The 13403-nt window shown below is 69.8% G+C and carries 13 protein-coding genes; 7 read left to right on the top strand and 6 right to left on the bottom strand.

Going from position 1 to position 13403, the window contains the following annotated elements:
* Positions 1 to 423: 423 nt before the first annotated feature.
* Complete coding sequence (locus tag ACGFNN_RS00880) at positions 424 to 615, bottom strand: DUF397 domain-containing protein (protein ID WP_393551621.1); 192 nt, start codon at positions 613 to 615, stop codon at positions 424 to 426.
* Positions 612 to 1463, bottom strand: a complete 852-nt coding sequence (locus ACGFNN_RS00875) for a helix-turn-helix domain-containing protein (protein ID WP_393551619.1) — start codon at positions 1461 to 1463, stop codon at positions 612 to 614. The genes ACGFNN_RS00880 and ACGFNN_RS00875 overlap by 4 nt, the downstream gene beginning before the upstream one ends.
* A 167-nt stretch (positions 1464 to 1630) precedes the next feature.
* Between ACGFNN_RS00875 and ACGFNN_RS00870 the strand changes: the two genes are divergently transcribed.
* Positions 1631 to 2083, top strand: a complete 453-nt coding sequence (locus ACGFNN_RS00870) for an ATP-binding protein (protein ID WP_393551618.1) — start codon at positions 1631 to 1633, stop codon at positions 2081 to 2083.
* Between the two features lie 162 nt (positions 2084 to 2245).
* Positions 2246 to 3352 carry a hypothetical protein gene (locus ACGFNN_RS00865; protein ID WP_393551616.1) on the top strand — a complete coding sequence of 369 codons (1107 nt, stop codon included), beginning with the start codon at positions 2246 to 2248 and terminating at the stop codon, positions 3350 to 3352.
* A 50-nt stretch (positions 3353 to 3402) separates the two neighbouring features.
* On the opposite strand, the gene ACGFNN_RS00860 is transcribed toward ACGFNN_RS00865, so the two are convergent.
* Positions 3403 to 4719 (bottom strand): MFS transporter, encoded by a 1317-nt coding sequence (locus ACGFNN_RS00860; protein ID WP_393551614.1) that lies wholly within the window; start codon positions 4717 to 4719, stop codon positions 3403 to 3405.
* Between the two features lie 365 nt (positions 4720 to 5084).
* On the opposite strand from ACGFNN_RS00860, the gene ACGFNN_RS00855 reads away from it, so the two are divergent.
* Positions 5085 to 5783 carry a hypothetical protein gene (locus ACGFNN_RS00855; protein WP_393551612.1) on the top strand — a complete coding sequence of 233 codons (699 nt, stop codon included), beginning with the start codon at positions 5085 to 5087 and terminating at the stop codon, positions 5781 to 5783.
* A 381-nt stretch (positions 5784 to 6164) separates the two neighbouring features.
* Here the strand turns inward: ACGFNN_RS00855 and ACGFNN_RS00850 are convergent, their stop codons facing one another.
* Positions 6165 to 7109 (bottom strand): SDR family oxidoreductase, encoded by a 945-nt coding sequence (locus ACGFNN_RS00850; RefSeq protein WP_393551610.1) that lies wholly within the window; start codon positions 7107 to 7109, stop codon positions 6165 to 6167.
* A 250-nt stretch (positions 7110 to 7359) separates the two neighbouring features.
* Here ACGFNN_RS00850 and ACGFNN_RS00845 point away from each other — a divergent pair, with 250 nt between their 5' ends.
* Positions 7360 to 8157 (top strand): VOC family protein, encoded by a 798-nt coding sequence (locus ACGFNN_RS00845; RefSeq protein ID WP_393551608.1) that lies wholly within the window; start codon positions 7360 to 7362, stop codon positions 8155 to 8157.
* Positions 8158 to 8278: 121 nt separating this feature from the next.
* Here ACGFNN_RS00845 and ACGFNN_RS00840 read toward each other — a convergent pair whose 3' ends face one another.
* Entirely contained in the window at positions 8279 to 8707 is a 429-nt protein-coding gene (locus tag ACGFNN_RS00840) for a DUF4267 domain-containing protein (protein WP_393551606.1), read from the bottom strand.
* 69 nt (positions 8708 to 8776) lie between these two features.
* The gene (locus ACGFNN_RS00835; protein ID WP_393551604.1) at positions 8777 to 9223 is read right to left on the bottom strand and encodes an anthrone oxygenase family protein; all 447 of its coding nucleotides are present in this window, start codon (positions 9221 to 9223) and stop codon (positions 8777 to 8779) included.
* Between the two features lie 91 nt (positions 9224 to 9314).
* Here ACGFNN_RS00835 and ACGFNN_RS00830 point away from each other — a divergent pair, with 91 nt between their 5' ends.
* The 3 genes from ACGFNN_RS00830 to ACGFNN_RS00820 all read left to right on the top strand — a co-directional run bounded on the left by ACGFNN_RS00830 (position 9315) and on the right by ACGFNN_RS00820 (position 13165).
* Positions 9315 to 9893, top strand: a complete 579-nt coding sequence (locus ACGFNN_RS00830; RefSeq protein WP_393551602.1) for a TetR/AcrR family transcriptional regulator — start codon at positions 9315 to 9317, stop codon at positions 9891 to 9893.
* Positions 9894 to 9995: 102 nt separating this feature from the next.
* Positions 9996 to 10799, top strand: a complete 804-nt coding sequence (locus ACGFNN_RS00825) for a DUF1963 domain-containing protein (protein WP_393551600.1) — start codon at positions 9996 to 9998, stop codon at positions 10797 to 10799.
* Positions 10800 to 10954: 155 nt separating this feature from the next.
* Entirely contained in the window at positions 10955 to 13165 is a 2211-nt protein-coding gene (locus ACGFNN_RS00820) for a HelD family protein (protein WP_393552873.1), read from the top strand.
* Positions 13166 to 13403: the final 238 nt, after the last annotated feature.

The raw sequence follows: 13403 nt of genomic DNA, 5'->3' as shown, positions 1-13403 counted from the left end.
GCACGCTCTATCAACGCGGCGGGAGCGGACCAGGGTGCCGGTCCCCCCGACGAAGGGGGACCGGCACCCTGAAACCCCCGGACCCACCTGGCCGGAGACAGTCCTGGTAAAAGATCTTCTCGCCTCGGGAAGCGGTCGTGAGGCTGATCTTGTGCTCTGGCGGGCAGGGACTTCCTACACCGCCGAAGGTGTCCTGGAAGCAGTGAGGTCCTGCCGCTTGGCAGGCTTGGACTCAGCGGCCGAGACGATACTGATTAACGCGGCTGAACGCCCAGACAGGCAGGCGGTTCTCAATATCGCCGCCACCTTCAGCAGTGCCGGCCGGCACGAGGACGTCGCCTTCCTTCTGGGGTCAGCCGTCGGGGCCGCCAGCTGACGCCATCAAGAACCGTCCCTGGTCGGAACCCTTCACGCCCCGCTGCTTCAGGACTGCGCCTCAGCGGTCCGCCTCGTAAAGGCAGCCCAGACGCAGGGGGAAATCTCCAGCGTGGGCCCGCGGACGACCTTGGAGTCCCTGACCAGCACAGACCCGTGACGGAATGCCACCTCGACGCAGTTGTCACCGGAGCTGCCGCTGTAGCTGCTCTTGAACCAAACCGGTTCCGTGGTCGTCATAGCGCTCCTCGCATCTGGTCCAGCAGGCTTGCCGTGGCCTCACTCCCGAAGGCCTGCGAGCGCAGCTTGCCATAGCGCTGAAGCATCGCGCTCACGTCGTGAGGCGAGGTGATGAGGACGCTGGACTGCTGCCCCTCGGAGTAACCCACCCATTCATGCTGACGGCTCTCCGCGAGGTACATCAACCCGTCGATGCCGGCGTGGTCGTACTGACGCAATGGCATCACCTGGATCTCCACGTTCCGGCGCTCGCCCTGCTCCAACAGATGCCCCATCAGCGTTCGAGTAACTTCGGGCCCGCCCATGTGCCTCTCCAGCAAAGCCTGTTCGATGACGAAGCTGAAGGCTGTGTTCGGCCGCTCAGTGAGCAGATGTTGACGTTCCAACCGCGCGGACACCTGCCGCTCGATCTGCTCGCTCGACAGCGGGGGCAGTCGCCGTTCGAAGACTGCGCGGATGTACGCCTCGGGCTGCAGAAGTCCGGGAATCGCCCGGCACTCGTAAGCGCACAGCGTGATCGCCTCCTCCTCGATCGCCGCCCACTGCAGGAACCACGAGGCCAAGCCCGCCCTGCGGGTCAGGCTGCCGGCTGCGGCGGTGAGCACCCGGGATGCGGTCGCGCCGAGGACGTCCTCCGAGCGGGTCAGCAGATCCCTGGGCGGGAAGCGTTTGCCCTGCTCGATCTTGGCGACGTATGCCACCGAGTACTGCACCCGGGCCGCAAACTGTTCCTGCGTGAGCTGCGATTCCTCCCGGAGAGCCTTCAGCACCGCGCCGAACGCCTTGAGACCGTCCGAGGGGGAAGGGTCGCCGCCCCCGTGGTTCCCGCCGCCGTACTCCGTTGCCATGTCGCGCCCGTATCTCTCCGTGCCGCAGCCCATAACCCGTAACCGGTCGGGCCACCCCGATGGTTACGGGCCGCGACCGACCCGGTCCGTTCGGTGAACCGGTACAAGCCGATCTGTATGGGTGCCGTGTCTGCCGCAGGGGCCTCGCTGCCGTGCACGCTGACGCCATGTCAGAGCTGTACTCCCAACCGGGTCGCACCTTCAGCGCGTTCGACCAGCGCTTCTCGTCCACGCGCCGCGGGGCGCGTCTCGCACGGCTGCTCGCCGCGCTCCACTTCGCCGAGTGGGGGCTCGTGCGGGGGGCCGACGGCCATGAGGCGGCCACGGCCGTCGTCGCCGAGCTGACCTCCAACGCCGTGCTGCACGGCCGGGTCCCGGGCAGGGACTTCGCACTGCGGCTCACCTACGACGGGGTGCGGGAGGTGGTCCGCGTCGAGGTCGCGGACACCCATGATGCGCGCCCGGTTCTCGGCAGGCCGGCGGATGACACGGACGGAGGGCGCGGGCTGATGCTTGTCGACGCGTTCGCCGTGCGGTGGGGCGTACGAGATCGCTCCGGACCGGGCAAGACGGTCTGGGCCGAGTGCTCGTTGGCCGACCGGGCCGGGGCGGCGCACTGAGGTGTGCACACCGCGCAGGAATCGTGGCTTCGCGGACGCACACCGATTCCACTCCTGTCCATTCTGACGCTCTCGCCGCAACATCCCCAAGGGTTTCCATACTTGGCGCAGCCGTCGCTCCGGGGCCTTGAACGCCGGATAGGCATCCCTGACACTTCGTCCATGTGGAGACGCCCGGACGTACCCGGTGATCAGGATGTCGCCCGCCAGATGGGAAGGGCCCTGAAGCGCCTGCCTGCGGATGTCCGCCGTAATCCTGTCGCGGTCGCCGAGATGTACGGACAGTTGATGTTCTCGGGTGCACAGCGACGCCGCCCCCGGTTTCTCGCGGAACGGAATCTCAGGGGCAAACATTTCGACGTCGCCATGGGAGAAGGCGACTTCGGGGGTTTGGTGCAACGATCCGCCTGGATATCGGAGAGCTTGATACTCTCACACGGCACGAATGCCCCCTATCGCCACCTCGGTAAGGTTCACACACAAACCGTCTACACGGATCCTGACACCTTGCAGTGTGACGGCAGCGACGAACGGACCGTGCACTACGGGATGCATTGCCCAGATCTTTCCGCACTCGGATCATGGGTCATCGAACACGAACCGATGATCCGCGCGGGGCTCTGCTGGTATCTTCCACGCTATTCGACCCGATCAGAATTTTCGTCGCAATACAAAGGGCAGACGAACCGGTCATCCTTTGATCGTGCTCCGATGGAACAGATCACGGTGGTCGACTACGTGCTGCGAGGCGGGAGGCTGATCGATTCGTCGGGGTCCGAGCCATCACAGCACCCCCTGGTCAGGACCGCACTGCAGGTCGACCTGCCATCCGTTCAAGGTGTCAATCCGAGAGATTTCAGCAGCATCATGTCCGAAGAATTCAGAGGCCACAAACAGTTCAAATACTTCCTGCGCTCGTTCCTCTTGTCGATGAGCGCGGCGCTGAACGCCGAGCAGTCGCAGTCCGAGATCAACAAGCTGCGTCCGGGGTTTGACGATCGGATCAGCGCGCTTCGAGTTGACATCGATTCCGCCGTGAGGAGCGGCCCCTTGGCGGCGGCCGGCGCCAGGGCCACCTCCACCGCCGCTCTCCTCGTCGCGGTGGCGAGTTCGGTGGCAGACCCCGTGTTGAGATCCCTGGGTCCGGCTTCACCCGAGACGTTCTGGCAATCGATCAGGGAACGCGTCGAGAGCGGGCCCCACGGCGCGCACAACGGGACATGGCGCTACGTGTGGATACTCGACCGGAAGAGCGGAGCCCTCCGATGACGCTCCGCCGTCGGCTGTGAAACCAAGTCGTCGACGACACCTCAAGGAGATCAGGGCCGCTGTCCGACCCCCGGTGCGCGGCCCTCGTCACGGTCGGTGTCGGTAATAGCGGCTTGGCCGGCGACAGGCACACCGGCCGGAGTCCCGGCTTGACCCCCCGCCCGGCGCCCCCCGATGGCCGGAGCCAGGAACACCGCCACGGCGACGAAGGCGAGGACGACGAGCATGGCGGGGCGCAGGCCGTAGTGGTCGCCGAGGAAGCCGAGGCTGGGCGGTCCGACGAGGAAGGCCACGTAGCCGATCATCGCGACCAGGCTGACGCGGGCCGCCGAGTCGGGGCCGGAGTCGCCGGCCGCGGAGAGGGCGACGGGGAAGCCGAGGGAGGCGCCCAGGCCCCAGAGGCAGACCGCGGCACCTGCGAGTACGGCCGAGTCGGCGAAGATGACGAGGGTGAGGCCGAGTGCGGCGGATATCGCGCTGGCCCGTACGACCGGGGCACGGCCGAAGCGGTCGATGAGGAAACTCCCGCAGAAGCGTCCGACGGTCATGGCGGCGGCGAAGCCCGCGTAGACGGTGGAGCCCAGGGCCGGATCCACGCCGTGGCCGTCGACCATGAGGAGGGGCAGCCAGTCGTTGGCGGCGCCTTCGGCGAGTGCCATGGCGAGGATGATGCCGCCGATGAGCAGAAGGCGCCGGTCCTTCCAGACGGGCGCGCCTGCCACCGCGCCGGCCGGCGCCCCTGCCACCGCCCCGGCCCCGGTGGTGGCGCCGTCGGCGGGCCGGGGGCCCTTGGCCTTCCCCACGCCTGAGGGGATGGCGCGGATGCCGTAGCCGAACATGGCGGCGGTGAGCAGGGCCACGATGCCCAGGTGCCACTCCACCGGGAACTCGACGGCCGTGCAGAGGATTCCGGCGCAGGCGCCGACGACAGTGCCGAGGCTGAAGAACCCGTGCAGGGTGGGCAGCACGGGGCGGCCGGTGATCTTCTCGACCTCGGCCCCGTCGACGTTCACGGCGACCTCGCCGCCGCCCATGCCGATGCCGAAGAGGACGAGCCCGGCGGTGACGATGGGCGCCGAGGAGAGCAGGGTGCCGACACCGATGACGGCGATGCTGACGACGAACAGCGCCGTGCCCACGCCCATCACCGGCCTGGTGCCGAAGCGTGCCACCAGGGGCCCGGACATGAGGATGCTCAGCATGGAGCCGACGGACAGGCCGAAGAGGATCAGGCCCATCTGTGTCGTGGAGGCTCCCAGTTGGTCCCTGATGTCCGGTGTCCGTGTCACCCAGGAGGAGATCGACAGGCCGGGGATGAGGAAGAAGAGGAACAGCGCCGTGCGGCGGCGACGTGTGGCCAGGTCCATCAGGGACGAGCTCTTTCGGAAGATCGTTGCGAGGCTCCCCACTGGGTGGCCCACGGTAGTACGTACGAACGTACACTCCTTCGCCGGGTGACGGAAGAGCACCTCGATCCGAGCCTGTCCCGCACCTCACCCCCAGGACGGCCGAACGTCGGCCACCGCACGCCCCCTGTACGGGACGACCGCCTCACACGACCTTCAACTCAACTTTTCAACAAGGCAGTTGATGCAATCGGATCACGTTTTCGTCCAGCTGCCGACGGCGGTCACCGCTTGGTGTTTACTCATGCCGCGTCACGCACGGCACTCCAGCGGCCACCGTCACACCTGGCATGTGGCCTGACCCCCACACACCCGGAGGACGCACCATGAGACCCGTCACTTCCGCCTGCGTCGGAATCGCTTCCGCCCTCGCGGCCTCGTCGTTGCTCCTGACCGCTCCGCTCGCCCAGGCGCAGTCCGCCCGGGCCGAACAGGTGGCCGCCGCCGAGACCATCGGCGTGTACCCGCCGATCCAGGGGAGCTCGACCTGGGACAGGTTCGGCCAGTCCCCGGCCTCCTCGCACCACCGTGTCTTCTCGAACTGGGGCTACGTCAACGACTGGGCCGTGGACATCTACCAGAACCCCGGCGCCACCGTCGTGTCCCCGTTCGGGAGCAAGACGGTGAGCGGGCACCCGGTGAACGTGACGGTCGTGACCGTCCGTCCGGGCTGCGCCACCGGGAACCTCGCCGACGGCGGCTACCGGATCGGGCTGGAGGCGACGGACGCGAGCACCGGAGTCGTCGTGGGCCGGGCCGACGTGATGCACGTCAACAACAAGCCCGCCGCGATCGCGGTCGGAGCCGGTGTCGGTCCCTGGACGAAGCTCGGTGAGACCGGCCGGTTCCGCTACTCGTCCTGCTACCAGGTGAACGGCGACTCCGGGGCCCATATACACCTCGAGGTCATCAACAAGACCCGCTACTCCTGCTACGTCTCCAGGGCCGCCGGTACGGGTCTGGCCGACACCACCGTCGTCGGGCGCGTCGGCACCGTGAACTCCGGACCGCAGCAGGCCTGCTGAACCCCGGCCCGGTAGGCGTACTCGCGCCCTCCCGCACGCGATCGCCCGTACGCACCTCTGCGGCTGTCCGGAGAGCCGCAGAGGTACGCCCTCGGGACGGCAGGCACGGGGGCACTGGCCGCACGACACGGAGGCGTTCGACGGGCGGTGCCCGGTACGCGGTACCAGGGTTACGTACGAACGCACACTCCCTCGGAGTGCAGGGGAAGCACGGGACACGGGGAAGCAGGAGGAGACTCGGGAAGCAGGGGGAAACCACTGCCACTTGCCCTTGGCGCTGTGGGCGGAGCCCGGACCGCCGGTGAAGGACGGCGGACGGAGACGCGACGTCTCCCCCGCGCGGCGGTAGCCCTCGGCGGGGTTCGGCCGGGTGCCCCGGGCTCAGCGCCCCTGCCTCGTCCCGTGTCCGGGCGACGGGCGAGTGGCCTGGTAGGAGTCCCAGTCGGCGCGTCCGCCCGCGCCCAGGGCCCCGGAGGAGGTCATCGTCCCGCGTGGATGTCGCCGCAGCTCGCGCCTGGCCGTACGGGCGACGACTGCCGGGAACAGGGGTCTCAGCGGCTGGCACAAGCGGAGCCACGGTGGGGCGTAGATGTTCGGGGCCCGGTGCTCGATGCCCCGGGTGAGCCATTCGGCGACCTGGCCGGCGGTGTGCACCCGGCGGGCCACGCGGGGCTGATTGCGCCGCAGGGATTGCAGGACGGGGTCTTCGTCGATGCCGCCGAGCATGTCGGTACGGGTCCAGTGGAGGTAGGCGATGCCGACCTGGACTCCGTCCGGCTCGACCTCGCCGCGCAGGGCGAGTGCGAACGACTCCACTCCGGCCTTGGAGGCGCAGTAGGCACTCATCATCGGCGCGGAGCCGAACGCGGCCGTGGAGGCGATTTGCAGGAAGTACCCGCGGGTCGCCGTCAGCTGGGGCAGGAACGCGCGGGCGGTGTCGGCGGACCCGATGAGGTTGACGTCGATCACTCGCTGCCAGAGCTCGGGGGCCGTGCCGGCGAAGGAGCCGCTCACCGCGATGCCCGCGTTGGCCACGACCACGCTCGCGGGACCGAGTCCGGCCTCCACCCGGCGGGCCGCCTCGGCGAGCGTCGCAGGGTCGGTGATGTCGGACTCGATGCAGAGCGCCGGGCCGGGCAGGGAGGCAGCGACCTCTTCCAGCGTCTCCCTCTCCCTCCCGAGCAGGGCGACCCGCATGCCGGTCTCGGAGAGGCTTCGCGAGAGGGCTTCGCCCACACCACGGGCGGCGCCGGTGACCACCGCCACCCGCCCGCGCAGGGGGTGGGAGGGGCGGCGGGTTCGCGTGCTGCCGGGGGCGTCGCGCATGGTCTCTCCTCGCTTCCCGCCCCCGGGGCATCCCGGACAGCGGTACCGCCGCCCCGGTCACCGCACCACCGTCCGGCCGCGAGCGGGTCACCGCAACCTGACGACGCTCCCAGGTGGGCGGGCCGGGTCGGCGCCCGACGGGACGGGCGGAGGCGGGCCCGACGGGACGGGCGGAGAGGAGGCGTTCGACGGGCGGTGTCCGGTGGGCGGTGCCAGGGTGAGGACAAAGCGTCTCCGGAAGGGAATGGCTGTGATCACCACCGATTTCGTCCCCGGCTCGCCCTGCTGGCTGGACCTCGGCACCCCTGACGTCCAGGGCGCCGCCGCGTTCTACGGCTCGGTCCTCGGCTGGAGCTTCGAGGCGATGGGCTCACCCGATGAGCCCGAGGGCGGCATGTTCCGGAAGGACGGAAAGATCGTCGCCGGGCTCGGCAAGCTCACCGAGCAGGGCGCGAAGTCCGCCTGGATGATCTACTACAGCGTCGCCGACGCCGACAGCACCACCCGGGCGGTGGAGGCCGCGAACGGCACGGTCCGGGTGGCGCCGACGGATCTCGACGAGTGGGGCCGGATGGCCCAGTACACCGACCCCCAGGGCGGCCAGTTCGCGGTCTGGCAGCCGGGGAGCACCAAGGGTGTGGAGGTGGTGGACGTTCCGGGCTCGCTGTCGTGGACGGAGTTGTACACCACCGACGCGGCTGCGGCGAAGGGCTTCTACGGCTCCGTGCTGGGCTGGCAGTACAGCGAGACGGAGATGCCGGGCGGAGGTGGCACGTACACCATGATCACGCCTGCCGGGCTCCCCGAGGAGCGGATGCACGGCGGTCTGATGGAGCTGCCCGAGCAGCAACTCGCGCAGGCGGGCGGGCGTCCGTACTGGCACCCGGTGTTCGCCGTCACCGACTGCGACGAGGCGGTCGCCGCGGTGACCGGCAACAAGGGGAAGGTCCAGATGGGGCCCGACGACGCCGAGGGCGTCGGCCGGCTCGCGGTGTGCCTGGACCCGTGGGGCGCGGAGTTCGTGGTGCTCGCGGCGTCGGGGAGCTGACGCCCCGACGGGCGACGAGCATGCCTTGCCTCCGGCGGCTCCGTCGCCGGGGGCAAGGCGGGGGCAAGGCGGGGGCAAGGCGGGGGCGGGCGACGGGGCCCGCGTATCCGCGGGCTGCCCGTCAGACGGGCTGCGGCGCGCCGCGCGTCGCCGGAGCAGCTGCGACCTTGCGGGTCTCGCGCAGTATCAGCAGGCCGTTGACCGCCATCAGTGTCGCGGTCAGCCCGTGGACGCCGAGCGCGGTGGCCGCGGAGCCGTGGTGGGCCAGCACGTTGGCCATGTCCCCGTACGCGGCGAGGGCCTCCACCAGCATCGCTCCGCCCAGCGCCCGGCGGTGGCCTGCCACCAGCAGGAACCCCAGTACCAGGGCCATGACGACGTCGCGGGTCCCCTTGACGATCAGGAAGCCGCCGCCGTCTCCGGGCGGCCAGCTCGGCAGGCCGAAGCCCGGCGCCACCGTCTCCGGGCGCAGGATGAACTCCGACCCGAACCAGAGGATGAAGAGGATGAAGGCGGCTGCCAGGACGGTGTTGATCTTCTTCAGCGGCATCGTTGCTTCTCCTTGCGGGACACGGGAAACGGGAATAGGGACAGAGGATTCGGCGACCGGCGACCGGCCTCAGACGAGCGCGCTGACCAGGAAGGTGAAGGCGGCGATGATGACGGCGACGCGGACGTAGTGGTAGCGAGTCCAGCGGTCCAGCTGCTCCCTCCAGTCGGCGGGCCGGTTCTCGGGGGTCCAGGTCTTGCCCCGGTTGTTGATCGGGACGAGCAGCAGCACCGACATCACCACGCTGACGATCAACAGGGCGGCGGCGATGACGACGAGACCGGTCCCGTCGTGGTGCCACCCGGCGACGGCCCAGACCGCGCTGAGGATGAGCGAGCCGATGTACCAGAACGGCATCAGGGCGCCGAGCATCCGGCCGCCGTGGGCGTGGCCGAGCTGGCTGCTGTCCTCGGGGAGCGCGTTGAGGATCCGGTTCACGACGAAGAGGACCGAGAACTCCACCCCCACCATCAGGCCGACGATCACGGTGGTGAACACCTGGAGTGCGTTGAGCATGATGACCCCTCCTGGGATCTAGCGCTGCTAGATGATGGGCCAACGCTAACCCTTCTACTGCTCGCTTGTCTAGCAGTGCTAGGGTCGAACCATGTCGGTACAAGAACGCAAGCAGCGTGAACGGGCGGAGCGCGAGCGCCTCATCGTGGCGACGGCACGTGAACTCGCCGAGCAGCAGGGCTGGGACGCGGTCACCACCCGCCGACTGGCCGAGCGCATCGAGTACAGCCAGCCCGTCCTCTACAGCCACTTCCGCGGCAAACGCGAGATCATCGGCGCTGTCGCCCTGCAGGGCGCCGCCGAGATGGCCGCGGCGGTGCGGGCCGCGACCTCGGCCGCGGACGGCCCGCGCGAACGGGTCGCCGCGCTGGCCCGGACCTACCTCGACTTCGCCGCACGCAACCCTGCGGTCTACGACGCCCTCTTCCAGCTCGACGGCGGCCTGGCGTACGCACAGGAGGACACCCCGGAGCCGCTGAAGGACGCCTTCGCGGCGCTGCTGGAGAGCCTGGGCGAGGTAGCCGGGGACGGTGTCCACCCGGGGCTGTTCACCGAGGTGTTCTGGGCGTCCCTGCACGGCCTCGCGACCCTGACCCGGTCGGGGCGGCTACTGCCGGAGGACACCACCCTGAGGGTGGAACTGCTGGTGAGCCGGCTCGCCGTGGTCTGACGCACCGCCCCGGAGGGCACTGCACCGGGCCCCGGGCCCCGCCCGCGGCGACGCTTCCGCCAGGGAGCAATGCCTCAGGTGAGCGGTGCCTAGGATCCCTCCATGCTCCCCTACTCGAACAGGCCGTCCGCCGAGACGATAGCCGCCGCCGTGCCCGGCCTCGCGCCCTACGGCCGGCCGGCGGTCGTCCTGCATCCGACGCCCGGGGCACCGTGCGCCCAAGACAGTTCGATCGCCGGCCAGATGCTCTGGCCGGCGGACGAACCCTGGCCGCACTGCTCCACCCCGGACGAACTCGAGCCGTCCGGGCTGCCGCCGGTTGCGATGCTGCCGGTGGCGCAGGTCTTCCGGCGTGACGCGCCCGGCGACTGGTGGCCCGAGGACACCGACGTGTTCCAGCTCCTGTGGTGCCCGAACACCCACTGGGACCCACCAGCACCGCAGGCCGATGTCAGCCCGGTCGTGGAGATCCGCTGGCGCCGGGCCGCCGATCTGTCCCAACAACCCCACTGCGGCCCGGTGCCCGTGCGGCAGGCGGACGAGGACGAGGGCTTCACTCCTCGGCCGTGCGCACTGACTCCGGTACCGCTGACGGACTTCCCCTACCCCGACGTACTGCCGGAAGATCTTCGGGGAGCGGTGAACAGGCTGGTGGAGGAGACCGCCGACGAGGAGGACGGGGACGTCATCACCCGCATCGCGGGTTGCAAGTTCGGCGGCTGGCCGACCTGGCATCTGACCGACCCCAGGGACATCCGCTGCCGGGAGTGCGACGCGTCCATGAGACTGCTGTTCACCGTCGCCAGCGACGACACCACCGGGATCACCGTGGGCAGATGGGGCGACCTGCGGGTCTTCAGCTGCCCGGAGGACATACGGCACGGTTACGAGTTCGACGTGCACTGAGCGAGCAGGAAATCCCCGGCCGCAATTGCGGACCGGGGATTTCCTGACGTATATTGAGTGTTTCTGTGCGCCCACAGAAAAGGCCCCTCAAAGGGGGCCACTAGAAACACCATATCCGGCAGGGAGCGATTTTGTCAACTCGCGAAAACGTCGAATTGCAGAAGGAGCAGGAATTCGTCGACCGGCTCTACGCCCGCGTCGACGCGCTGCGTGGCGACACGGCTCAGCGCGTCGAGGAGGCGCTGACGCCGGTGGGTACGGGCCAGCAGGCCCGGCTGGAGCGGGATGTGCTGGTCTCGGAGCGTTCGGGGCTGCTCGCCGCTCTGAACGCGGTGGACGGCTCCCTCTGTTTCGGCCGTATCGATCTCCGGAACGGCACCGCGCACCATATCGGCCGTATCGGAATTCGTGAGGACGACACCGAGCACACGCCTCTCCTGATCGACTGGCGGGCACCGGTCGCCCGGCCCTTCTATCTCGCGACCGGTCATACGCCGATGGGTCTTCGCCGCCGCAGACACCTCACCACCGAGGGCCGCACGGTGACTGAGCTGCACGACGAGATCCTCGACCTGGGCGACGACGAACGCACCGGCTTCGAGGACCCGAGCGGCGACGCGGTGCTGCTCGCGGCGCTCAGCTCCGCCCGCACCGGCCGCATGGGCGACATCGTGCGGACGATCCAGGCGGAGCAGGACCGCATCATCCGCGCCCCGCACCGGGGGGTCCTCGTCGTGGAGGGCGGCCCTGGCACCGGCAAGACGGCGGTCGCGCTGCACCGCGCGGCGTTCCTGCTCTACGAACACCGGGAGCTGCTCGCCAAGCGCGCCGTCCTGGTCGTGGGCCCGAACCCGGCGTTCCTGCGCTACATCGGCGAGGTGCTGCCGGCTCTGGGCGAGACCGGGGTCATGCTGGCCACGCAGGCCGAGCTCTTCCCCGGGGTGCACGCCCAGGGCACCGACACCGCCCGCGCGGCGGCGGTCAAGGGCGGCGCGGACATGGCGGAGGCGCTGGCACTGGCCGTACGCGACCGGCAGGCGCTGCCCGAGCCGGGTGCGCCGATGATCGTCTCCCACGACGACGGTGACCTCGTGCTGGACTGGGAGATCGCCTACGAGGCCAGGCAGGCGGCCCGCGAGACCCGTCTCCCGCACAACCTCGCGCGGCCGTACTTCGCCTTCCACGTCATCGACGCCCTCACCGCCCAGCTCACCGAGCGCATCGGCGCCGACCCGTACGGCGGCCCCAACTTCCTGGGTGCGGACGATGTCGCGCAGATCGGCAAGGCCGTCGCAGCGAGCGAGGAGGTGCACGCCGCGATCGGTGAGCTGTGGCCCCAGCTCACTCCGGAGGAGTTCGTCACCGACTACCTGGCCGAGCCGGTGTACGTGTCCGAGGAGGACGCGGCGGCGATCCGTCGCGCGCCGGGCGGGGAGTGGACCCCGGCCGATGTGCCGCTGCTCGACGAGTCGGCCGAGCTGCTCGGCTCCGACGACAGCGCCGAGCGGGCCGCCGCCGAGGCCGTACGTCAGGAGCGGGTCGCCTACGCCCAGGGGGTCCTGGACCTGTCGCGGGGTTCGGAGACGTACGAGTTCGAGGATGAGGAGGACTCGGAGGTCCTGGCCGCCCACGACATCATCGACGCCGACCGGATGGCCGAGCGCCATGAGGAGGGCGACCACCGCAGCGCGGCCGAACGCGCCGCCGCGGACCGGACATGGGCGTTCGGGCACATCATCGTCGACGAGGCGCAGGAGCTGTCACCGATGGCGTGGCGGCTGCTGATGCGGCGTTCGCCGACGCGTTCGCTGACGCTGGTCGGCGACCCGGCGCAGACCTCGGAGGAGGCGGGCGTCGGCTCCTGGGAGCGGATCCTCGAACCGTACGTCGGCGACCGGTTCGAGCATGTGCGGCTGGGGGTCAACTACCGTACGCCCGCCGAGATCATGGAGCTGGCGGCGAGGGTGATACAGGCCGAGGACCCGTCGTTCGAGCCGCCGGGATCGGTGCGGTCCACGGGCGAGAAGCCGTGGACACGGGAGTCCGGTACGGATCTGGCGGGCGCGGTCGCGCGGGCGACCGAGGAACTGACGCCACGGGAGGGCCGGCTCGCGGTGATCGCCCCGCGCGAGTTGCACGAGGAGATCGCGGCGCGCATCGACGGGGTCACCGCGGGCGAGGAACCCGACCTGACGCGCGTGGTGGTGCTGCTCGGACCGCGCGACGCGAAGGGGCTGGAGTTCGACAACGTGCTGGTCGTGGAGCCGGGACGGTTCGGGTCCAGCGATCTGTACGTGGCCCTGACCCGGGCGACCCAGCACCTGGGCATCGTCCACCGCGAGGAGCTGCCGGACTCGCTGCGCTGAGCGGGAGCGGGCGGGCGGAGGGGGCCTGGGTGTGAGTGCCGTGCCGCCCTCTCCCGTCCCGAAGCTCGGGTCCCGGAGCTTGGAGCTCAAGCTCCGGGAGTCGAGCTCCGGCCTGATCTGTTCACCCCTTCGAGGGACGAAATCCCGTCGTCCGCCCGAAGCTTGAGCTTCGGGATCCGGGCGTCGGGATTCGAGGGCCGGGACGCGAGAGCCGAGACCCGAGCGATGCCTTCAACCG

The sequence above is a fragment of the Streptomyces sp. NPDC048590 genome (assembly GCF_043199535.1).
GTDB lineage: Bacteria > Actinomycetota > Actinomycetes > Streptomycetales > Streptomycetaceae > Streptomyces.
Note: the sequence above shows the minus strand (reverse complement) of the source record. Positions and strands in the feature narration are given on the sequence as shown.